The organism is Isoptericola sp. NPDC060185 (assembly GCF_042728595.1).
In the GTDB taxonomy this organism is placed as follows: Bacteria; Actinomycetota; Actinomycetes; order Actinomycetales; family Cellulomonadaceae; genus Isoptericola.
Window position 1 is genome coordinate 1 of record NZ_JBHWYY010000035.1, and the last position, 21,726, is coordinate 21,726.

The 21,726-nt window shown below is 74.1% G+C and carries 21 protein-coding genes and 1 tRNA gene; 9 read left to right on the forward strand and 13 right to left on the reverse strand.

Annotated elements, in window-relative coordinates:
• Positions 1-101 precede the first annotated feature (101 nt).
• The 4 genes from ACFWDO_RS12665 to ACFWDO_RS12680 form a co-directional block, all read right to left on the reverse strand.
• A complete protein-coding gene (locus ACFWDO_RS12665; protein WP_380316645.1) occupies positions 102-947 on the reverse strand; it encodes an ABC transporter permease in 846 nt (281 codons plus the stop codon).
• Positions 944-2,002, reverse strand: coding sequence for an ABC transporter ATP-binding protein (locus ACFWDO_RS12670; RefSeq protein WP_380316648.1), 1,059 nt, complete (start codon positions 2,000-2,002; stop codon positions 944-946). Before ACFWDO_RS12670 ends, ACFWDO_RS12665 begins: the two co-directional genes overlap by 4 nt.
• 139 nt (positions 2,003-2,141) lie before the next feature.
• Entirely contained in the window at positions 2,142-3,077 is a 936-nt protein-coding gene (locus ACFWDO_RS12675) for a permease prefix domain 1-containing protein (RefSeq protein WP_380316651.1), read from the reverse strand.
• Complete coding sequence (locus tag ACFWDO_RS12680) at positions 3,074-3,457, reverse strand: PadR family transcriptional regulator (RefSeq protein ID WP_380316768.1); 384 nt, start codon at positions 3,455-3,457, stop codon at positions 3,074-3,076. Before ACFWDO_RS12680 ends, ACFWDO_RS12675 begins: the two co-directional genes overlap by 4 nt.
• 252 nt (positions 3,458-3,709) lie before the next feature.
• Here ACFWDO_RS12680 and ACFWDO_RS12685 point away from each other — a divergent pair, with 252 nt between their 5' ends.
• Entirely contained in the window at positions 3,710-5,728 is a 2,019-nt protein-coding gene (locus ACFWDO_RS12685) for a DHA2 family efflux MFS transporter permease subunit (RefSeq protein WP_380316654.1), read from the forward strand.
• Between the two features lie 77 nt (positions 5,729-5,805).
• Here the strand turns inward: ACFWDO_RS12685 and ACFWDO_RS12690 are convergent, their stop codons facing one another.
• Genes ACFWDO_RS12690 through ACFWDO_RS12700 form a run of 3 tightly spaced genes read right to left on the reverse strand, consistent with a single transcriptional unit; the run spans position 5,806 to position 8,817 of the window.
• Positions 5,806-7,038, reverse strand: a complete 1,233-nt coding sequence (locus tag ACFWDO_RS12690) for an aromatic acid exporter family protein (RefSeq protein ID WP_380316657.1) — start codon at positions 7,036-7,038, stop codon at positions 5,806-5,808.
• Positions 7,039-7,090: 52 nt separating this feature from the next.
• Positions 7,091-8,242, reverse strand: coding sequence for a YgfZ/GcvT domain-containing protein (locus tag ACFWDO_RS12695; RefSeq protein WP_380316660.1), 1,152 nt, complete (start codon positions 8,240-8,242; stop codon positions 7,091-7,093).
• A gap of 11 nt (positions 8,243-8,253) precedes the next feature.
• On the reverse strand, positions 8,254-8,817 hold the full coding sequence (locus tag ACFWDO_RS12700; RefSeq protein ID WP_380316663.1) for an FABP family protein: 564 nt from the start codon (positions 8,815-8,817) through the stop codon (positions 8,254-8,256).
• A 214-nt stretch (positions 8,818-9,031) separates the two neighbouring features.
• Between ACFWDO_RS12700 and ACFWDO_RS12705 the strand changes: the two genes are divergently transcribed.
• Positions 9,032-9,418, forward strand: coding sequence for a DsrE family protein (locus ACFWDO_RS12705; RefSeq protein WP_380316665.1), 387 nt, complete (start codon positions 9,032-9,034; stop codon positions 9,416-9,418).
• 231 nt (positions 9,419-9,649) lie between these two features.
• Entirely contained in the window at positions 9,650-10,324 is a 675-nt protein-coding gene (locus ACFWDO_RS12710) for a YceI family protein (protein ID WP_380316667.1), read from the forward strand.
• Positions 10,325-10,369: 45 nt separating this feature from the next.
• On the opposite strand, the gene ACFWDO_RS12715 is transcribed toward ACFWDO_RS12710, so the two are convergent.
• Positions 10,370-11,122 carry a hypothetical protein gene (locus ACFWDO_RS12715; protein WP_380316669.1) on the reverse strand — a complete coding sequence of 251 codons (753 nt, stop codon included), beginning with the start codon at positions 11,120-11,122 and terminating at the stop codon, positions 10,370-10,372.
• A 242-nt stretch (positions 11,123-11,364) separates the two neighbouring features.
• Between ACFWDO_RS12715 and ACFWDO_RS12720 the strand changes: the two genes are divergently transcribed.
• Both ACFWDO_RS12720 and ACFWDO_RS12725 read left to right on the forward strand, forming a co-directional pair.
• Positions 11,365-12,132, forward strand: coding sequence for a winged-helix domain-containing protein (locus ACFWDO_RS12720; protein ID WP_380316672.1), 768 nt, complete (start codon positions 11,365-11,367; stop codon positions 12,130-12,132).
• 107 nt (positions 12,133-12,239) lie between these two features.
• Entirely contained in the window at positions 12,240-13,175 is a 936-nt protein-coding gene (locus tag ACFWDO_RS12725) for an alpha/beta fold hydrolase (RefSeq protein ID WP_380316771.1), read from the forward strand.
• Between the two features lie 42 nt (positions 13,176-13,217).
• Here ACFWDO_RS12725 and nth read toward each other — a convergent pair whose 3' ends face one another.
• Entirely contained in the window at positions 13,218-13,958 is a 741-nt protein-coding gene (nth, locus tag ACFWDO_RS12730; protein ID WP_380316675.1) for an endonuclease III, read from the reverse strand.
• A 163-nt stretch (positions 13,959-14,121) separates the two neighbouring features.
• Here nth and ACFWDO_RS12735 point away from each other — a divergent pair, with 163 nt between their 5' ends.
• Positions 14,122-14,799, forward strand: coding sequence for a Crp/Fnr family transcriptional regulator (locus ACFWDO_RS12735; protein WP_380316678.1), 678 nt, complete (start codon positions 14,122-14,124; stop codon positions 14,797-14,799).
• Between the two features lie 169 nt (positions 14,800-14,968).
• On the opposite strand, the gene ACFWDO_RS12740 is transcribed toward ACFWDO_RS12735, so the two are convergent.
• Positions 14,969-15,436, reverse strand: coding sequence for a RidA family protein (locus ACFWDO_RS12740; protein ID WP_380316681.1), 468 nt, complete (start codon positions 15,434-15,436; stop codon positions 14,969-14,971).
• Positions 15,436-15,600 carry a DUF4177 domain-containing protein gene (locus ACFWDO_RS12745; protein ID WP_139820690.1) on the reverse strand — a complete coding sequence of 55 codons (165 nt, stop codon included), beginning with the start codon at positions 15,598-15,600 and terminating at the stop codon, positions 15,436-15,438. The genes ACFWDO_RS12740 and ACFWDO_RS12745 overlap by 1 nt, the downstream gene beginning before the upstream one ends.
• 128 nt (positions 15,601-15,728) lie before the next feature.
• Here ACFWDO_RS12745 and ACFWDO_RS12750 point away from each other — a divergent pair, with 128 nt between their 5' ends.
• The 3 genes from ACFWDO_RS12750 to ACFWDO_RS12760 all read left to right on the forward strand — a co-directional run bounded on the left by ACFWDO_RS12750 (position 15,729) and on the right by ACFWDO_RS12760 (position 19,202).
• Positions 15,729-18,110 (forward strand): transglycosylase domain-containing protein, encoded by a 2,382-nt coding sequence (locus ACFWDO_RS12750; protein WP_380316684.1) that lies wholly within the window; start codon positions 15,729-15,731, stop codon positions 18,108-18,110.
• 5 nt (positions 18,111-18,115) lie between these two features.
• Positions 18,116-19,033, forward strand: coding sequence for a metallophosphoesterase (locus ACFWDO_RS12755; RefSeq protein WP_380316686.1), 918 nt, complete (start codon positions 18,116-18,118; stop codon positions 19,031-19,033).
• Positions 19,034-19,125: 92 nt separating this feature from the next.
• A tRNA-Pro gene (locus ACFWDO_RS12760) sits at positions 19,126-19,202 on the forward strand.
• 471 nt (positions 19,203-19,673) lie between these two features.
• On the opposite strand, the gene ACFWDO_RS12765 is transcribed toward ACFWDO_RS12760, so the two are convergent.
• Positions 19,674-20,339, reverse strand: a complete 666-nt coding sequence (locus ACFWDO_RS12765; RefSeq protein ID WP_380316689.1) for a response regulator transcription factor — start codon at positions 20,337-20,339, stop codon at positions 19,674-19,676.
• Positions 20,327-21,682: a sensor histidine kinase gene (locus ACFWDO_RS12770; protein ID WP_380316692.1), complete on the reverse strand. Its 1,356-nt coding sequence runs from the start codon at positions 21,680-21,682 to the stop codon at positions 20,327-20,329. Before ACFWDO_RS12770 ends, ACFWDO_RS12765 begins: the two co-directional genes overlap by 13 nt.
• Positions 21,683-21,726 lie beyond the last annotated feature (44 nt).

Genomic DNA, 21,726 nt, shown 5'->3' on the forward strand with positions numbered 1-21,726 from the left:
AGGCTGGCCGGGCCTGGCGGGAGCCGCGAGGGACGAGCGGCGGATGGTGCGCCTCGCGACACGAACACCCCCGCCCCACGCGGTCCCGCCCGCACGACCCGTCAGATGGCCCGTCGATAGGCACGAAAGGCGAGCGACGCCAGCCCACCCATGACGGCGACGGCCGCGGCGAGGAGGCCGAGGTGCAGCCACACGGTGCCGGGGTCGGCGAAGCCCTGCAGGGCGTCGCGGGCCACGACGACGGCCCAGTCGAACGGGTTGACCTTCGCGGCGGTGGCGATCCAGTCGGGCGCGAGGGACGGGTCCATCACGGCCGACGACAGGAACATCAGCGGGATGGTGAGCAGCTGGGAGACGCCGATGAGTGCCTCCTGCTGCCGGGTGAGCAGGGCGACCGCGCCGGAGAGCGCGGCGAACAGGCAGCTCAGCAGGGCGACGGCGACGAGCATGACGAGCACGCCCGCCCAGCCACCGGGGAACCGTGCGCCGCCGAGCCATGCCACGCCCACGACCACCAGCGCCTGGGCGCACGCGAGCAGCGCGTACCAGGCCATCGTGGCGGACAGCAGGGCGCCGCGGCTGGTGGGCGACGCGAGGAAGCGGTCCATGACGCCGCGGTCCATGTCCTGCACGAACGTGGTGCCCGCCCAGGCCGCGCCGCCCATCGCGGTCATCATGACGACGCCGGGCGTGAGGTACTCGAGGTAGCTGACGTCCGCGCCGCCGGCGAAGCCGGGGATCTCGATGACGGACCGGAACAGCTGCCCGAACAGCAGCAGCCAGATCATCGGCTGCAGCAGGTTCATCACCATGAAGACGGGGATGCGCATGCCCTGCCGGGCCTGCCGGGCGGTGAGCAGCCGCGCCTGCGTGAGCGCGCCGGTACGGCGGGGCGCGGGGCGCCGGGCGGGGCGCGCCGCGGTCGGGTCGATCGTCGTGGTGCTCATGCCGCCACCTCCGTGGTCTCGGCGCCGGCGCGCTCGCCGGCGGTCCCGGCCGCCCGGTTGGCGGCCTCCAGGCTGCGGCCGGTGTGCCGCAGGTAGACGTCGTCGAGGGTGGGCCTCGACAGCCCCGCCGCGCGGACGCCCAGGCCCGCGGCGTCGAGCGCCGCGAGCAGCGCCGGGAGGGCGGTGGCGCCCGCGTCGGCGCGCGCCCGCAGCGTGCGCCCTTCGGTGGCGACGTCGACGACGCCGGGCACGCGCGCGGCCACCGGCGCGGCGGCGGTGGCGGCCGCGGCGCCGTCGAGCTCGACGGTGACGCCGTCGCCGCGCAGCTCGTCCTTGAGGGCGTCGGGGGTGCCGGCGGTGACGACGCGGCCGGCGTCCACGATGACGACCTGGTCGGCGAGCCGGTCGGCCTCGTCCAGGTAGTGCGTGGTGAGCAGGATCGTCATGCCGTCGCCGGCCGCCATGCGCTCGATCTCGGCCCACATCGCGGCGCGCGCCTCGGGGTCGAGCCCGGTGGTGGGCTCGTCGAGGAACAGCACCTGCGGCCGGTGCACGAGGCCGACAGCGACGTCGAGCTTGCGCGCCATCCCGCCGGACCAGGTCTTCACGAGGCGGTCGGCGGCGTGCGCGACGCCGAACCGCTCGAGCAGCTCGTCGGCGCGCGACCGGGCCTCGCCGGCCCGCAGGCCCTGGAGCCGGCCGGCCAGGACGAGGTTCTCGCGCCCGGTGCCCATGGGATCGGTCACGGGGCGCTGGGCGACGTACCCGATGGACCGCCGGACGGCGGCCGGGTCGCGCACGACGTCGTGGCCCGCGACGCGCGCGGTCCCGCCGTCCGGGGCGGAGAGCGTCGCGAGGATCTTCACGGTGGTGGACTTGCCGGCGCCGTTGGGGCCGAGCAGGCCGAGCACGCTGCCGGGCGCGGCGGTGAGGTCGAGGCCGTCGAGCGCGCGCACGCTGCGCGCGCCTCGTCCGCCGGCTCGGCCGGGGCCATAGGTCTTGGTCAGCCCGGCGACGTCGATCGCCGGGGCCGACCCCTGCGGGGTCGTGGACATGTTTCCTCCTTGCGGGTCTACCCGCGGTCGGAGGGTCCGGCGCACGCCCTAGGGTGGGAGTGCGTCTCGTGGTGCGGTCGTGCACCGGACCCGAGCCACCGGTCCCGGGCGATGGCAGTCGCCCGGGACCGTTCTTGTGTCACTTCTTCTGCTGCTCGCCGACGGTCGTGAAGAGCATCCGGGCGAGGATCAGCATCATCACCGCGAGGGCGACGACGAAGGTCAGCCAGGACCAGGCCCAGCCGACGGTGAGGCCGAGGACGACGAACACGACGAACGCCACCAGCCAGATGACGACCGTGTAGACGCCGAACCGCGCGGCGGCGGCCGGGTCGTGCTCGAAGCGGTCGTAGTGGTGCCCGGTGGCGTGCGCCCGGGCGACGTCCCGCACCCACGCCTTCTTCCGGTTGGTCTGCGTGACGCCGAGCAGGGTGAACAGGGTGCCGCCGACGACGAACCCGGCGCCCGCGACCACGTACATCCAGGCGTCGAACACGCCGAGCACGGTGAACAGCGCCAGGAGCAGCGCGAGGACCGTGAGCCCGGTGGCGAGGTAGTAGCCACCGGCGCGGCGGGACGGCATCGGGTGGTTCGTGGTGGTCTCCTGCGACAGCGAGAGCCCCACGACGAACCCGGCCGCGCTGGCCGCCGTCAGCAGCAGCGCGGCGTACGCGATCCCCGGCAGGCCGAAGGCGAAGGCGCCGGCCGCCGCCAGGCCCGCGAAGGCGAGCGCGGCGACGAGCACGACCGACGCGAGCACGACGCCGAGCACGAAGCGGGGCTTCGGGCGCACGCGCTGCTGCTGGGCGACGGCGAACGCCTCCTGCAGCGGGGTGCGCGGCTCGCCGCCGGTCTGCGCGGCGACGTCCGCCTGCGCCTCGGCGACGATCGCGCGGACGTCGCCGAGCTCGTCGAAGGCGCGGCGGGCGGCCTCGTCGGGGGTGGCGCCGCCGGCCTGCAGCTCGGCGGCGCGCGCCTCGAGGTTCGCCCGGATCTCCTCCTTGAGGTCCTGGACCTCGGGGGACGGCTCGACGCCGGCGAAAGCGTCGTCGAGGAGGCGGTGGACGGTGGTCATCGCGGGGTGTCCTTGTCTGTGCGGTCCGTGCGGAGGAGGGAGTCGATGACGTCCCGCGTGGCGACCCACGCGGCGACGTTGCGCCGGTAGACGGCGCGGCCGGCGTCGGTGATCCGGTAGTACTTGCGGCGCCCGCCCTGGGACTCGTCGCCCCAGTAGGCCTCGACCAGCCCGTCCTTGGTCAGGCGGCGGTACGTCGCGTAGAGCGTGGCCTCCTTGATCTCGTGCGCGCCGCCCGTGGCGTCGCGGATCGTCTTGTAGATCTCGAAGCCGTAGCGGTCCCCGCGGCGGAGCGTCGCGAGCACGATCGTGTCGGTGTGGCCACGCAGCAGGTCGGCGGAGAACGCGTCGTCCGCCGTCGAAGGTTCGTCTCGCTGCATCACGACAAGTACTGTATCTCATCAACTACTCGACGACAACAGGTGCTGCACGTGCACCACTTCGCCGAGGTAGTCCCCCTCCCGCCGAGGTAGTCCCCTCCTCGCCGAGGTGGTCCGCGTCCCGCCGACGTAGTCCCGATCCCGCTGAGGTAGTTCGCCGCGCCGTCCGCCGTAGACCGTGCGAGCCTGCGAAGCGGGACGCAAGCTCCACCGCGCGGACGCCGTCGTCCGCCCGAGCCGAGAGGGCAACCGATGGCCGCTCCGAACGCACCGACCGCCGAGCCGCAGGCCCTGCCCCAGCGCCGGGTCCTGGCGATCTTCGGCGGACTCATGCTCGCCATGCTGCTCGCCGCGCTCGACCAGACCATCGTCGCGACGGCGCTGCCCACCATCGTCTCGGACCTGGGCGGCGCGGAGCACCTGTCCTGGGTCGTGACGGCCTACATGCTCGCCAGCACCGCCACCACCGTGCTCTGGGGCAAGCTCGGCGACCTGTACGGGCGCAAGGCACTGTTCATCGCGTGCATCGTCATCTTCCTGGTCGGCTCGATCCTGTCCGGCACGTCGCAGACGATGGGCCAGCTCATCGCGTGGCGCGCCGTGCAGGGCGTCGGCGGCGGCGGGCTCATGGTGCTGTCGCAGGCGATCATCGGCGACGTCGTCCCGCCCCGGGAGCGCGGCAAGTACCAGGGCTTCTTCGGCGCCGTGTTCGGCGTCTCCTCCGTCGCGGGGCCGCTGCTGGGCGGATTCTTCGTGGACAACCTCGACTGGCGCTGGGTGTTCTACATCAACATCCCCATCGGGATCGTCGCCCTGCTCGTCGTCGCGTCCGTCCTGCCCCACATCGAGGCGGGCAAGAAGCCGCGCATCGACTACGCGGGCATCATCCTGCTCGCCACGGTCTCGACGGCGATCGTGCTCGTCACGAGCCTCGGCGGCACCACCTGGGCGTGGGACTCGGTCGCCGTCTGGGCCATGATCGCGGCGGCCGTGCTCGGGGTGGTCGCGTTCGTCGTCGTCGAGCGCCGCGCCCCCGAGCCGGTGCTGCCGCTGCACCTGTTCCGCAGCAAGGTGTTCACGGTCTCGGCGATCGTCGGGTTCGTCGTCGGGTTCGCGATGTTCGGCGCGATCACGTACCTGCCCCTGTACCTGCAGACCGTCAAGGGCTCCACGCCCACCGAGTCCGGCCTCGAGATGACGCCGATGATGCTCGGGATGCTGATCACCTCGATCGGGTCGGGGCAGCTCATCTCGCGCACCGGCCGGTACAAGGTGTACCCGATCCTGGGGACGGCGATCACGTCGTGCGGGCTCTACCTGCTGTCCCTCATGGGCCGGGACACGTCCACGCTCCAGGCGGGCCTGAGCATGTTCGTGCTCGGCGCGGGCCTCGGCATGGTGACGCAGGTGCTGGTCATCGCGGTGCAGAACGCGGTCGCCTACAAGGACCTCGGGACGGCGACGTCCGGCGCCACCTACTTCCGGACCATCGGCTCGTCGGTCGGCGTCGCCGTCTTCGGCACCGTCTTCGCCAACCGGCTCGCGGACGAGCTGGTCACCGGCGTGCCCCCGACCGCCCAGGGACCGTGCGGGCCGCAGTCGCTCGCGGCGTCCACCCAGACCCTCGCCCAGTGCCCGCCCGAGGTGCAGAGCTGGTTCCTCGACGCGTATGCGACGTCGTTGCACGTCGTCTTCCTGTGGGCCGTGCCCGTGGCCGTCCTGGCGTTCCTGCTCACGTGGCTGCTCCCCGAGGTCGAGCTCCGCAGCGCCACCCGCGGCGCCGGGCCGGGCAGCACCGGGCAGGCGGCCGGCGACACCTTCGCGGTGGGCTCGGCCCGCACCTCCCTCGACGAGCTGCGGCTCATCCTCTGGCGGCGCGTCGGCAAGCTCGACCCGCTCAAGGTGTACGAGACGATCGCGCGCGACGACGACCTCTCCGCCGAGGAGGCGTGGATGGTCACCCGCGTCTCCCTCAAGCGGAAGCGGTCCGTGCGGCTCATGGCCGAGCGCACCGAGGTCTCGCCCGAGACCGTGCTCGGCGTCGCGCGGTCGCTCGAGGCACGCGGGCTGGTCGAGGTGGACGGCGACGCGGTCCTGGCCACGCCCGACGGCGACGCCGTCGCCGAGTCGATCCGCGAGGCCGAACGACGCCGGCTGCGGCGGTACGTCGCCGAGTGGCCCGGCGGCGACCAGCCCGAGGTCGACGACCTCGTGGAGGAGCTCGCGCACCAGCTCCTCGCGGACGACACCGACGTCGTCGAGACGCGCTGAGCCGAACTACCTCAGCGCGGCTCGAACTACCACGGCGGGGCTCGAACTACCTCGGCGCGGACCGGACTACCTCGCGGTCACATCTCCGGGAGCGTCGCGCGCGCGACGTCGGGCGTCATGCCCGCGGCCTCGAGCACGTCGACGAGCGGCGAGCGCAGCAGCAGCACCAGGGACTGCACCTGCCAGTACCCCTCCCCCAGGGTGCGCGGGTCGGCGTCGGCGGCGACCTCGGCCAGCACCCGGCGGGCGTCGGCCGGGTCGTCGCCCGCGCCGAGCGCGCTCGCCAGCAGCCGCACGCCGTGGGCGAACCGCACCACCAGGTCCGCGACCGGGTCGGCCACCGGGTCGACCTGCGGCGGCGGCGGGAGGGTCCCTGAGAGCGACGCCGCGGCCACGCGGTGGTCCCCGACGTCGTCCTCCAGCACGCCGAGCGACCGCAGCGCGGCGGGCGTGCGGCGCGCGAGCACCCGCACGCTGCGCATGGCGCGGTCCACGAGCACCGCCTGCGCCGAGAGCCGGGTGATGTCGGCGCGCACCAGCCGGTTGACGCTCACCCGCGCGATGTCGTCGGAGGTGCGGGCCACGTCCTGCCAGTCCTCGAGCACCTTCTCGGCGGCTCGCCCCCGCACCAGCGCGGCGGCGAGCTCGTCCGGGTCGCCGTCGCGCAGCCCGCGGGCGACGGACTCCAGCGTCAGGGCCAGCTCGCGCGTGGCCTCCTGAGCCAGCGCGCGGAGGCGGCGGCGCGGGTCGCCGGGCGTGAGCAGCGCGACGAGCAGGGCGACGCCGCCGCCCACGAGGGCGTCGGTCCACCGCCCGAAGGCGCCGTTCGTGGCCACCGACGCGGGCAGGCCCACGACGACGCCGGCCTGCACCCCCGCCTGGATCGTCACGAGCGGGCCGCGGTCGATGAACCGGGCGATCGTGGCCGAGACGGCCATGACCAGGGCGATCTGCCACCAGCCGGACCCGATGAGGTGCACCATGACATCGCCCAGGCCGACGCCGAGGGCGACGCCCGCCGCGACCTCCGCGACCTTGCGCAGGTCGCGGTCGAAGCTGAAGCCGAGGCACACCCACGCGGCGACGGCGGCGAAGAACGGCTGCGTGTGGCCCAGCACCACGGTCGCGAGGCCGTAGGCGACACCGGCCGCGAGCGCGGCCTGCACGATCGGCCAGAAGGCGACCCGGACCCGTGAGATGCCCTGGCGGAACCGGATCCGCCGGGGCAGGGTGCGCAGGGCCGCGCGCGCCGCGGCCCCGGCGCGCCGGGACACCGGCGTGCCGCCCTCGCCCCCCGCGGCCGCGCTCACGCCGGCCCCGGCACCCCGGGTGTCGGCCGGGCGCGCGACCCGGCGGCGGGAGTCACAGCAGGCTCTGCGGGGCGTCCGACCCGCGCGGGGTCAGCCCGCGCGTCAGCGGGCCGTGGGCCTCGGGCCGGTCGGCCGAGACGCCGTCGCCCGGCACCACGACCTCCTGGGCCGCCGCGACCTGCAGCTCCTGGCCGCCGACGTCGCCCACGACGGTGAGCTCGGCGTCCTCGGGCACGGACCGCTTGACCACCGCGAGGGCGACCGGGCCCAGCTCGTGGTGCCGCGCGACGGTCGTCACGGTGCCGACGGCGCGGCCCTCGCCGCCGCCGACGCGCACCTCGGCCCCCGCCTCGGGGACCACGTGCTGCGAGCCGTCGAGGTGCAGCAGCACGAGCCGGCGCGGCGGACGGCCGAGGTTGTGCACGCGTGCGACGGTCTCCTGCCCGCGGTAGCAGCCCTTGTGCAGGTGGACGGCGGTGCGCAGCCAGTCCAGCTCGTGCGGCACGCTGCGGTGGTCGACCTCGTGCGACAGGCGCGGGCGCCACGCTTCGACGCGCAGCGCCTCGGTGGCCCAGGTGCCGGCGAGCGTCCAGCCGGCGGCCTCCCGCTCGGCGACGGCGGCCTCCAGGTCGGCACGCGGCACGAGCACCAGCCGCCAGGGGCGGTCGAGCCCGGGGTGCTCCGTCTCGGGCGGGCCGTACCGGGTGCCGCCCTGCGCGACGCGCGGCCAGGTGTCCCACCAGGTCACGGGCTCGCCCTCGGCGCCCTCGGCGGCGACGGGCTCCCCCAGCGCGGCGTACTCGCCGGAGACGTCGTCGATCTCGACCCGCATCATGAACTTCATGCGCTCGAGCCAGGCGGCGAGCGGCGCGGCGTGGTCGCCCTCGGTGACCAGCCAGGTGGCCTCCCCGTCGTCGACGACGCCCGCGGCGTGCTCGACGTGCCCCTGCGGCGACAGGACGAACAGCTCGGTGGACGTGCGCGGCGCCAACGCCTGCACGTCCTGCGAGGTGATCGAGTGCAGCCAGGACAGCCGGTCGGGCCCGGCGACCCGCACGACGCCCAGGTGCGACTGGTCGACGACGGCGCCGCCGCGCGCGAGCGCGCGCTGCTCGGCCACCGGGTCGCCGTAGTGCCAGGCCACGCCCTCGTCGGCGCCCGTGGCGGGCACCGCGCCGTGGCGGTCGAGCAGGGGTGAGTCCATCGCGCGGCTCCTCAGTCGCTCTCGACGCGGTCGAGCTGGGCGGAGGCGTACGAGCCGAGCGGGTGGCCGAACGCCGCGAGCTCCTCGACCCACATGAGCCGGCCCTCGACCAGCCCGTACAGCCGCTTCGCCGCGGTGACCTCGGCGGCGGTGGAGGTACGGGCCACGAAGTCGGTGGCGAGGTCGACGCGGCCGTTGCCGACCACCCCCAGGAACAGGGACAGCCGGCCCGACGCGTCGGTGACGAGCACCTCGAGCGCGTGCCGGTCGTCCTCGAGGCCCTCGGGCCGGTCGCTGGACACACGCCAGTAGCCGGTCTCCGTCGACCAGACCGTGTCGGGCTCGTCCCCGGCCTCGTCCGTGCCCTCACCGTCGGCGGCCGCCGCGGAGCGCACGCGCAGCATGGACTCGAAGCGCAGGTATGGGCCGCCGTCGTGGTCGAAGACGAGGTCGTGCACGAACGGCGTCTCGTCGATGCCGGTGTACTCGATCACGCCCTCGCCCCGCCAGCGGCCCACGAGCCACGCGAGCGGGTACACCTCGGGCGCGAGGCCCTCGGGGAAGGCGAAGGGCATCAGCGCTGGCCCTGGAACAGCTTGTAGACGACGTATCCGGCGAACCAGAGGATCGTGACGGTCACGACCACCAGAAGACCGGTGAACACTGCCTCGAGAGCTTGGATCGACATGCCGCGATCCTACCCAGCCGACCCCGCCCGCACCCACCGCCGCGACCGCGCGCGGCGCCGGCTGGACGTCGCGCGGGAGGGCGTGAGTAAGGTCGCCGCTCATGAGCACCTCGCACACCGCCGCCCCCGCGCGCTCGCTCGTGATCAAGACCACGTCCGGGCTGGACCGTCCCGAGGCGGCGAACCAGGCCCTGACGGTCGCCGCGGCCGCCGTCGCCGCGGGCGCGGAGGTCAGCCTGTGGCTCACCGGGGAGTCGGCCTGGTTCGCGGCGCCGGGCCGGGTCGCGGAGCTGGAGCTGGAGCACGCGGCGCCCGCCGCCGACCTGCTCGCCGCCGTCCTCGCCGCCGGCTCCGTCACCCTCTGCACCCAGTGCGCGGCGCGGCGCGGCCTCGGGCCCGACGACGTCCTGCCGGGCGTGCGGATCGCGGGCGCGGCCGTCTTCGCCGAGGAGGTCCTGCGCCCCGGCGCGCAGGCGCTCGTCTACTGATCACACCGCGCGTCACACCGTGCGCGCCCGCGGTGTGAGGCCGACCACGCGACGGAAAGCCACTCCCGTCGACCGGGGCACGTGCCGTAGATTGAAGGTTGAAGCACCAACGTTGAAGCACCCCTGACGCCCTGCCCGGTCCGCCCGGCGCGGGGCGTGCCCCTCCCGAGGCCTCCCCCCGCCGCCACGACGGGCGCCGGCCCCCGACGTCGCGATCCCGGAGAACTTCTCATGACCTCGCCCACCCGGACCTGGAACGACCTCGTCATCCCGGCGGCGGGCACGTACGTGCTCGACGAGGCGCACAAGCGGCTCGGCTTCCTCGCGATGCACATGATGGTCAGCCCGGTGCGCGGCGAGTTCCCCGTGGGCACCGCCACGATCCACGTCGCCGAGGACCCCCACCTGTCGTCCGTGTCCGCGACGCTCGAGACCGCGACGATCACGACGCACAACCCCGACCGCGACACGCACCTGCGCAGCCCCGACTTCCTCGACGTCGAGAACTACCCGACGATCGAGTTCCGCAGCACGGGCCTCGAGTGGCGCGCCGAGGAGGACCCGATGTTCTCCTGGGCCCGCCTCAAGGGCCGCGCCCCCGGTCGGACCGCCGTGCCGCAGGCCAGCAAGGAACGCACCTCCGCGAAGTTCGTGATGCACGGCGACCTCACGATCCGCGGCATCACGCACCCGATCGCGCTGAACGCGGAGTTCGGCGGCGCCCGCCGCGACCCGTTCGGCAACGACATCTTCGGCTTCAACGCCTCCGCCGACTTCGAGCGCGAGAAGTACGGCCTCGTGTGGAACGTCGCGCTCGAGGCGGGTGGCGTGCTCGTCTCCAAGACCGTGCGCATCGAGCTGGCGGGCGAGGCCATCCGCCAGGCCCCGGCCGAGCCGGAGGCCTGACCGGCCCGTCGCCGGCCCCGTCACCGGTCAGCGTTCAGCGGTCGGTCAGGCGACCGCGATCACCAGTCGCCCGACGACGAACACGAGGATGCCGGCGACCGCGACGGGCGTCGTGACGGCCGCCAGCACCGCGCGGCGGCCGGTCAGCGCGGGCTGCCGCTCGAACAGCAGCCGCAGGACGGCGACCACCAGGCCGGTCACGACGCCGGAGACCAGGCCGCTGACCGGGTCGATCCCCGGGAGCACGGTCGCGACCGCGCCGGCCGCGACGCCGCCGAGCGCCACCCCGACCAGGGATCCGGCCCACCCGCGTGCCACCGGCGTCGCCGACACGGCCGACGCCACCGCCAGGCCCACCGCGCTCACCACGACGAGCGACGCGCCCGCCTCCGAGCGCCCCGCCGCCACCCAGCCCGAGCAGCAGACGGCGACGACCGCGCCGGTCACGGTGCCGCTCACCGACTCCACCAGGCGGGGCCGGCCGCCGCGGCGCAGCATCTCCGCGACGAACGCGAGCACCAGCGCCATGGCGAGCACCAGCGGCACGTTGCGCAGCACCGGCTCCCCCTTGGTGGCCCACGCGACGGCGACGGCGCCGAGGCCCGCCATCGCGACGACCACCGTCGTGCCGCCCTGCGCGGGCAGCCGCAGCAGCGGCGCCCACCCGGCCGCGAGGAGCACCACGAGCACCGCCGCGACACCGGTCAGGGGCAGGACGCCGTAGGCGTCGAGGGACGCGGCGGCCGCGACGACGGCGGAGAGGACGGCCGTCCAGACGGCACGGGTGGTCACGGTCACGACGACGAGTGTCGCAGACGGCGCGGCCACGACCTGCCCCGGGAGTCCTCGGCAGGACGACCCGCGACACAGTCCGGTCAACGGTTCTTCACGCGCCGGAAACATGGTTCAGGGCACACTGCGGGGACCGGACATCGTGCCGGGACGGCCGCGGTGTGACGGATACCGCGCCGCGGTACGTTGGCGGACGCACCTGTCGGACGCTGTCGAACGGACCGTCATACGACCGGGAGGAGGTGCCGGTGGCCGAGCTGCTGATCCTCACGCCCGCGTCGGGCGGCTCCGTCGAGGTGCTGCCCGCGCTGGGCCTGCTGAACCACCGTGTCCGGGTGCTGCCCATGGAGCCGTCCGCGCTGGTGGACGCGCCCGACTCCGACGTGGTGCTGCTCGACGCCCGCCGCGACCTGGTCGCCGCCCGCACCACCTGCAGGCTGCTGCACGCCACCGGCCTCACCGTGCCGCTGGTGCTCGTCCTCACCGAGGGCGGCCTGACCGTCGTCACGCACGAGTGGGGCGCCGACGACCTGCTGCTCGAGGGGGCGTCGCCGGCCGAGGTCGAGGCCCGGCTGCGGCTCGTCGTCGAGCGCTCGGCCCGCGGGCCCGTCGAGGACGGCCCGCAGGAGATCTCCGCCGGCGACCTCGCCATCGACGCGGGCGGCTACACCGCCCGGCTGCGGGGGCGGCCGATCGACCTCACCTACAAGGAGTTCGAGCTCCTCAAGTACCTGGTGCAGCACCCGGGCCGTGTCTTCACGCGGGCGCAGCTGCTGCAGGAGGTCTGGGGCTACGACTACTACGGCGGCACCCGCACCGTGGACGTGCACGTGCGGCGGCTGCGCGCCAAGCTCGGGCCGGAGCACGACCAGCTCATCGGCACCGTCCGCAACGTCGGCTACCGGTTCGACCCGCCCAAGGAGCCCCGCCCCTCCGACGACGCCGACGCCGCTGCCGACGGCGCCGACGGCAGCGCCGCGGTCGACGGCGCGACCGGGCGCGCCACGGCCCGCTGAACCTCGCTGCCCGCAGAACCTCGCTCGCGGACCTCGCCGGACGTGCGCCTTGCGCGCCGCCCCGGGCCGGGGCGCGACGCAGCGGGTAGGTTCGACCGGTGACCGCGATGTCGGACTCCAGCGATTTCTCCAGCGCCCTCGTGGGCGGGCCCTGGCGGCACGAGCTCGTGCCCGCCAACGGCGCGCGCTTCCACGTGGCGCTGGCCGGACCCGACCGGTCGAACGGCGGCCGCACCCCGCTCGTCCTCCTGCTGCACGGGTTCCCGCAGTTCTGGTGGGCGTGGCGCCACCAGGTCGAGCAGCTCGCCGACGCCGGGTACCGCGTGGCCGCCATGGACCTGCGGGGCGTCGGCGCGTCCGACAAGCCGCCGTCGGGCTACGACGTCCCCACCGGCACGCAGGACGTGGCCGGCGTGGTGCGCTCCCTCGGGCACGACCGGGCCGTCGTCGTCGGCCACGGCACCGGCGGCGTGACGGCGTGGGCGATGGCGCGGCTGCAGCCGGCGGTCACCGCGGGCGTGGCCGCCGTCTCGTCGCCGCACCCCGCGCGCCTGCACGTCTCGGGCCGGCGGCTGCTGACCTCGCTGGCGCGCCGCCAGCTCGCCGCCTACCAGCTGCCCACGCTGCCCGAACGGCGCCTCACCGACGGCGACCAGGTGGCGCGCGTGCTGCGCGACGGCGCCGCGCGGCCGCTCGGCACCGAGGCCTACGACCTCTACCGCACCGTCATGCGGATCCCGTTCGCCGCGCACACCGTGATGGAGTCGCTGCGCTGGATGGTCCGCTCCACCCCGCGCCCGGACGGCCGGCGCTACCTGGCCGAGCTCCGGCAGCCCGTCGACGTCCCGGTGCTGCAGGTGCAGGGCGCGCTCGACGGCTTCATCGATCCCCGGTACGCCGACGTCGACGGGGCCGCGCTCGCCCGCGACTACCGGTACGAGCTCGTCGAGGGCGCCGGCCACTTCCTGCCCGAGGAGGCCCCCGACGAGGTCGGGAAGCTGCTCGCCGACTGGCTGCAGCACGCGCTCGCGCAGTCCCGCTGAGCCCAGGTCCGCCGAGTCCGGAGCCTCGGCACCCCTCGGTCCTCAGCCGCGCGGCCCCGGCTTGATCAGCTTCTGCGCGGCGACCGGGTCGGTCTCGCCGATGCCGAACGACGGGCACCACCGCGCCACCGGGCAGGCGCCGCACGCCGGCCGCCGCGCGTGGCAGCGCCGCCGCCCGTGCCACACGAGGTGGTGGCTGAGCATCGTCCAGTCCTTCTTCGGGAACAGCGCGCCCACCTCGTGCTCGACCTTGACCGGGTCCTCCTGGTCGGTCCAGCCGAACCGGCGGGCCAGACGGCCGAAGTGCGTGTCCACCGTGATCCCGGGAACCCCGAACGCGTTGCCCAGCACCACGTTCGCCGTCTTGCGACCCACGCCCGGCAGCGTCACCAGGTCGTCGAGCCGCCCCGGGACCTCGCCGTCGAACCGCTCGACCAGCGCCTGCCCCAGCCCGATGACGGACCGCGTCTTGGCGCGGAAGAAGCCCAGCGGCTTGAACAGCTCCTCCATCTCCGCGGTATCGGCGCCGGCGTACGCGGCGGCGTCCGGGTACCGCGCGAAGATCGCGGGCGTCGTCGCGTTGACCCGCACGTCCGTCGTCTGCGCGGACAGCACCGTCGCGACCAGCAGCTCGAGCGGCGTCGTGAAGTCCAGCTCCGCGCGCGCGTCCGGGTAGGTGACGGCGAGCTCGCGGTCGATGCGGCGCGCGCGCCGCACCAGCGCGACGCGCGACTCCCCCGTGGGCGTCTCGTCGGATGTCGTGGTGGAGCGCGTCGTCGGCACGTGCCGAGCCTATAGACGGCCTCCGACACCGCACCCCGGCGCTTCGCCGCGCCGCGATTTGGTCCCGTGAGGCAGACTGAGAACCGGAACACACCCTCTTGACACCATATGGACGACCGGCCCCGCACCGGGAAGGACGCCCCCGAACCACGTGAGGAATCCTGTGGACGACACCGTCGTGCTCTCCGCCCCCCTCTTCGCGGACATGGACACCGAGGAGACGAAGGCGCTCTTCGAGTCCATGATCCCTGTCGAGCTGACCCGTGGGGACGTCCTCTTCCGCGAGGGCGAGCCCGGCGACCGGCTCTACGTCATCGCGCAGGGCAAGATCAAGCTCGGCCGCCGGTCGAGCGACGGCCGGGAGAACCTGCTGTCGATCCTCGGCCCCGGCGAGATGTTCGGCGAGCTGTCGCTGTTCGACCCGGGCCCCCGCACCGCCACGGCGTCGTCCGTCTCCGACGCCCTCGTCTACGAGCTGCGTCACCACGCCCTCGTGCAGTGGATCGCCGCGCACCCCAGCGTCGCCACGACGCTGCTGGGCGCGCTGGCCCGCCGCCTGCGCCGCACCAACGAGACGCTGGCCGACCTCGTCTTCTCCGACGTGCCCGGTCGCGTCGCCAAGGCGCTGCTCGACCTCTCCGCCCGCTTCGGCGAGCCCAACGACGACGGCATCCGCGTGGCGCACGACCTCACGCAGGAGGAGCTCGCCCAGCTCGTCGGCGCCTCCCGCGAGACGGTCAACAAGGCCCTGGCGGACTTCGCCACCCGCGGCTGGGTGCGCCGCGAGGGCCGCGCCGTCGTCCTCCTCGACATCGACCGTCTGGAGCGCCGCGCCCGGTAGCGCCTCGCCGGGTCACGGTGCCGGCCGCAGACGGAAGGGGCGTTCTTCGCCCGGTCGCGTTCACGCGCCCCAGGGGGCGCTCCACTTCGGGAACTTCTACGACCGGGCGAAGAACGCCCCTTCCGTCTGCTCCGCTCTCAGGTGGCGGCCAGGAGCACGGCCTCGACGATCAGCCCTCGAGCTCGACGATCAGCTCGACCTCGACCGGGGCGTCGAGCGGGAGGACCGCGACGCCGACGGCGCTGCGCGCGTGGATGCCCGCGTCGCCGAAGATCTCGCCGAGGACGTTCGAGGCGCCGTTGATGACGCCCGGCTGGCCGGTGAACGACGGGTCCGAGGCGACGAAGCCGGTGACCTTGACGATCCGCGCGCCGTCGAGCGTGCCGGTGAGGGACCGCACGGCCGCGAGGCCGTTGAGCGCGCAGGTGCGCGCGAGGTCCTGAGCCTGTTCCGGGGTGACGCCCGCGCCGACCTTGCCGGTCAGCGGGAGCGCACCGTCGACGAAGGGCAGCTGGCCCGCGGTGTAGACGTAGCGGCCGGAGCGGACGGCGGGGACGTAGCTCGCGACGGGCGCGGCGACGTCGGGCAGGGAGATGCCGAGCTCCGCGAGGCGGGCCTCGGGCGAGGTGGCGCTCATCACTGGCCGCCGGAGGGGCGCTTGAGGTACGCCACCAGGTTGGTGCTGTCGGGGCCGGGGACGACCTGGACGAGCTCCCAGCCGTCGGCACCCCATTGGTCGAGGATCGCCTTGGTGTTGTGGATCAGCAGGGGGATGGTCGCGTACTCCCACGTGGTAGCCATGGCGCGATCGTAACCAGCGACCGCCGGTGCCGCCGTCCCCTCGCTCCCACGACGGGTCCACACGATCTGCACAGCGGGACGCCCGTCGCGGCCGTGCCGCCTCAGGCCCACCCCGTACCCTGGTGGGCATGGCCAAATCCGACCCCCGTCGCATCACGCGCACGATGCCGGCGACCCAGCTCGTCGCCCTCCTGCTCGCGTTCGTCCTCGCGGCCGGTGTCGGCGGCGTGCTCGCCGCCGGGCTGGTCATCCCGCTCGTCGCCGGGGCCAACGTGGCCGCGGACAGCACCGTCGCGATCTACGACGAGGTGCCCGCCGAGCTGGAGCCGCGGCCGATGTCGCAGCAGTCGCGCATCTACGCGGCCGACGGGAAGCTGCTGGCCACGTTCTACGCGCAGAACCGCATCGTCGTCCCGCTGGACGAGATCTCGGACACGATGCAGCACGCCGTGATCGCCATCGAGGACGAGCGCTTCTACGAGCACGGCGGCATCGACGTGCAGGGCATGACGCGCGCGATGGCGAACAACGTCGCCGGGCACGCCACGCAGGGTGCGTCGACGCTGACGCAGCAGTACGTGAAGAACATGCTCATCGACCAGGCGCTGCAGGACGGCGACAAGTTCGCCGTCATCCAGGCCAGCGAGGACTCGATCTCCCGCAAGCTCACCGAGGCGAAGATGGCCATCTCCCTCGAGAAGACGATGAGCAAGGACGAGATCCTCCAGGGCTACCTCAACGCCGCCCAGTTCGGCTCGCGCAGCATCTACGGCGTCGAGGCCGCGGCCCGTTACTACTTCAACAAGCACGCCTCCGAGCTGAACGTCGTCGAGGCGGCCACGATCGCGGGCATCACGAAGTCGCCGAGCCGCTTCGACCCGACGGTGAACCGCAAGGACGCCAAGGAGCGCCGCGACCTGGTGCTGCAGAAGATGTGGAGCCTCGGGTACATCTCCACGCAGGAGCGCGACGAGGCGCTGGCCACCAAGGTCAAGGACACCCTCGACGTGAACCCCACGGAGATCGGGTGCAGCGCCGCGGGCGACGCCGCGTTCTTCTGCGACTACGTCACCAAGGAGATCGTCACCAACAAGGCGTTCGGCAAGACGAAGGCCGAGCGGCAGCAGCTGCTGTACCGGGGCGGCCTCGAGATCCACACCACGCTGGACCCGAAGAAGCAGAAGGCCGCGCAGAAGGCCGTGAGCGACGCGGTCCCCGCCGACGACTCGAGCGGCCTGCAGTCCGCCATCGCCTCGGTGGAGCCCGGCACCGGCAAGATCATCGCGATGGCGCAGAACATCCCGTACACGCCGTCAGCGGGCGGGAAGAACACGACGCGCGTGAACTACTCGGCCGACGCGAACCACGGCGCGTCCGGCGGCTTCCAGGTCGGGTCGAACTTCAAGCCGATCGTGCTCGCCGAGTGGCTGAAGGAGGGCCACACGCTGTCCGAGCGGGTCAACGCGACCAAGGTCGCGCGGCTGCCCGGTGACTTCCAGACGCCGTGCATCGGCCGGCTCGGCGGCACGGCCTGGGCCCCGGCGAACTCCGAGGGCGTCGAGGTCGGGTACATCTCCGCCCTCGAGGCGACCTACAAGTCCATCAACACCGCGTTCGCGGCGATGGGCTACCAGCTCAACCTCTGCGACCTGCGCAGCACCGCCTGGGACATGGGCTTCCGGCCGACCAACTCCAAGGAGGGCAAGGTCACCAAGCCGACCGAGAAGAGCATCGACATCTTCGCGCCGATGCTCATCGGCACGCAGGAGTCGTCGCCGCTGAACATGGCCGCGATGTACGCGACGCTCGCCTCGGGCGGCACGTACTGCTCGCCGGTCGCCATCACGTCCGTCTCGGGCCCCGGCGGCAAGGACTACAAGGTCCCGAGCGCGCACTGCGACAAGAACGCCCTCCCGGAGAACGTCGCCAACACCGTGGTGTACGCGATGGAGAAGGTCTTCTCCAGCAGCGGTACGGCGGCAGGGCTCGGCGGCGGCCTGTCCGACGGGCGCCCCGTGGCCGGCAAGACCGGAACCTCGCAGCTGTCCTCGCAGACGTGGTTCACGGGCTTCACGCCCAACCTCTCCACGTCCGTCTGGGTGGGCAACGCCGACAAGCCGAACGAGGACCACTACCACGGCCCGATCTACGTGAACGGGACGGGCTACCCGCACCTCTTCGGCTCGAGCGTCGCGGCCCCCGCGTGGAAGGCCTACATGGACCAGGCCGTCGCCGACCTGCCGGTCGAGGACTTCGGCGCCGCGGACCCGAAGCTGGTCGGCGTGACCGCTCCCCCGCCCTCGACGTCGGACGACGGCGGCGACTCCGGGGACGACGGCGACAACGGCGGCGACCACGGCGACTCCGGTGGCGACAACGGGGACAAGGGCGGCGACAAGGGCGGCAACGACCGCGGCGGCAACGGCAAGGGCAACAGCGGCCGCGCCGACGCGAACACCGCCTGGAACGAGATCACCGACGCGCTCGCCGACGAGTGGGGCAAGAACTGACCGCGGTGAGCGGCTGGCAGGTGGCGGGCGGCGTCGCCGCGGCCGGGATCGCGGGCCTGGCGTACGCCCACGTGGAGACGAAGCTCTTCACGGTGCGCCGGCACACCGTGCCCGTGCTGCCCGCGGGCCAGCCCGACCTGCGCGTGCTGCACGTGTCGGACCTGCACCTCACGCCGTCGCAGAACCGCAAGGTGGCGTGGGTGCGGTCGCTGGCCGCGCTCGAGCCGCACCTCGTGGTGAACACCGGCGACAACATGGCGCACCGGGACTCCCTGGGGCCGCTGCTGGACGCGCTGTCGCCGCTGCTCACCACCGCGGCGGGCGCGTTCGTCATGGGCTCGAACGACTACTACGCCCCCGTGCCGAAGAACCCCGCGCGCTACCTCAAGCGCGACACCCGGGTGGCGCACACGCGCCCCGCCGAGCTCCCCTTTGAGGAGCTCGCCGACGCGATGCGCGCCGCGGGGTGGAAGGACCTCGGCAACCGGCGGGACGTCGTCGAGGCCGACGGCCGCCTCCTGTCCCTCGTGGGCGTGGACGACCCGCACCTCGACCGCGACGAGTTCCCCGCCCCCGCGCCGGCCGAGGGGGACGACGCCGTGCTGCACCTGGGCGTCACGCACGCCCCGTACCGTCGCGTGCTGGACCGCATGCACGCGGACGGCGCGGACGTCGTCCTCGCCGGTCACACGCACGGCGGGCAGCTGCGGCTGCCCGGCATCGGCGCCCTCGTCACGAACTGCGACATCGACCGCCGACGGGCCAGCGGCCTGCACGGCTGGCCCGGCCCGCGGCCCGACGAGACGGGCGGACGGGGCTCCGCCTGGCTGCACGTGTCGGCCGGCGCGGGCACCTCGCCGTACGCCCCCGTACGCTTCGCGTGCCGCCCCGAGGCGACGTTGCTCACGTTCACCGCCCGGTAGGCGGATCTCGTTTTCGTCCAGGCCCGATCGTCGGCTATTCTGGGCAGGCTTCCGCAGGAGGGCTTCGGTTCTCCGTGCGTGGGCGAGTCCTTCGGGGTGTGGCGCAGCTTGGTAGCGCGCTTCGTTCGGGACGAAGAGGTCGCAGGTTCAAATCCTGTCACCCCGACCAGCCGAGAGGCCCTCTGACCAGCGGAAACGCTGGACGGAGGGCCTCTTGCCTTGCCCACGGGGGGCGCCGGAACGGTCACAGAGGGGCGCCCGGTGTGCACCACGACGTGTCCTGGTCGTCGCCCGTGCGGGCATGGTGCCACCGGACGAGGATCGAGGTACGAGCGCAGCTCGCACTCCACGTCCGAAGGAGACACGTCGTGAGCGGTCCAGAGAACACCGATCCCACCGAACCGACGAGCCCCGGGGCTCCCGCGCACCCCGGCAGACGTCGCGCCGGCGACCCCGTCGACGAGCCCAAGAGCCCTGGCCCGCCGGCCCGACGAAACCTCACGTCCCGCGGACGACACCCCTGACGAGCCCAAGAGCCCCGGCCCGCCGCCGGGATCGATCCCCCGGCACTCGGCCTAGGCGGTCGTCCCGCACCGCCCGTCGCAGAGCCGGGCGTGTCAGAGCACGACGCCGCAACCCCTCAGCGACGGGCCGCGAGGTAGCGCAGCACCGCCATGACGCGACGGTCCGCGTCGTCGTCCGGGGCGAGGCCGAGCTTCGCGAAGATGGACCGGATGTGCTTGTGCACGGCTCCGGGCGAGACGACGAGGCGGGCCGCGATCGCGGCGTTCCCCTTGCCCTCGGCCATGAGGCCGAGCACCTCGAGCTCTCGCGGCGTCAGGGGCGCGAGCGGGTCGGCGCGGGAGCGCTGCACGAGCAGCTGCGCGATCACCTCCGGGTCGACGGCGGTGCCCCCGGCGGCGACCTGGGCGAAGCACTCGAGGAAGTCGTCGACACGGCCGACGCGCTCCTTCAGCAGGTAGCCGAGGCCGCCCGAACTGGCCTGGAAGAGCTCAGTGGCGAAGGCCTGCTCGACGTAGGCGGACAGCACGACGAGGCCGATGCCCGGCTGCAGGCCGCGGGCGGCGACGGCCGCCCGGATGCCCTCGTCGGTGTGCGAGGGGGGCATGCGCACGTCGAGGACGGCGACGTCGACGTGGCGGCCGGACGCGACCTCGTCGCGCAGCGCCGCGAGGAACGACTCCCCGTCGCCGACGGCGGCGACGACCTCGTGCCCCTCGCCGGCGAGGAGCATGGCGAGCCCCTCCCTCAGCAGGGTGTCGTCCTCGGCGATCAGGACGCGCACGGCACCTCCACCTCCAGCCGCGTCGGGCCGCCCTCGGGGCTGCTGATCCGCAGGGTGCCGTCGAGCGCACCGACGCGCGCGGCGATGCCGCGCAGTCCCGTGCCGGGCGTCGTCGGCCCGCCCCCGCCGGCCGCGTCCGTCCCGGTGCGGGCCTCCGCGCCGCCCACACCGTCGTCCTCGATCACCAGGCGCGCCACGGACGCGCCACGGTCCGAGACGACCCTGAGGTCGAACGCGCACGACGTGGCCGAGGCGTGCCGCACGACGTTCGCGAGGCCCTCGGCGGCGACCTGGTACAGGGCGGACTCGACGGCCGCGGGCAGCGGCGTCGGCAGGTCGCACACGACCTGGCACGGGACGTCCGACGCCGCGGCCAGCCCGGCGAGCGCGCCCTCGATCCCGCGCTCGGCGAGGACGGGCGGCCGCAGGTCGCGGACCACGGTGCGCAGCTGCTGCAGGGCGTCCTCGGCCGCGGACTGGGCGGCGACGAGCGCCTCGAGGGCAGGCCCCACCTCCGGGCCCGGGGCCAGCGCCGCCGTGCGCCGCTGCGCCAGGCCGAGCATGACGCTCACGCCGACGACCCGGCTCTGGACGCCGTCGTGCAGCGCCCGCTCGATGCGCTCGAGCTCGGCCGCGTGCGCGGCCAGCGCGTCGGCCCGCGTGCGCGTGAGCTCCGCGACGCGGAGGGAGGCGTCGACCGAGGGCGCGGGCGCGAGGAGCGACGTCGCGAGCCGCACCTGGAGCGCGGCCACGCCGGGCGTCACCGCGACCACCGCGACGGACCAGGCGATCCCGCTCGCGAGCACCGCGAGCGCCCCGCCCCAGGTCGTGACGGGCTGGCCCAGCGCCGTGCCGGCCTCGCCGGCGGGGACCGTGCGCCACCACAGCACGAAGCTCACCTCCCGCAGCGCGAGGACGACCATGACGAGCGTCAGGATGCTGAGCAGCAGCCCGACCGTCCCGTGCAGCACGCACCAGGCGAGGTCGCGCCGCGTCGCCGGGTCCCGGACGACCGACGCGCGGGCACCGGCCTCGGACCGCGGGGTGCCCGTCCGGGCCAGGCCGTACGGCGCCGGGACGAGCACCCCCGCGCGCGCCATGCGGGACCGTTCGATGGTGCTCACACGGCGCAGCAGGGCGGCCGCGGCCGGCCAGGCGAGGTACCCGATGCCGATCAGGGACGTCACGAGGACCGGCACGACGAGGAGCGTGGCGCCGAAGGCCAGCACGTTCGTGACCAGCCCGCCGCCCAGGAGCTCGACGGCAGGCAGCAGCCGCCCTGCCGCCCTGGTCCACGGTGTCGTGTCGCGCCGCACGAAGCCCTCGTCTCTCTCCCGCCACACGGTAGGCGAACACCTCCGCCGGGACGGCCTGGAGCGGCAGAAGG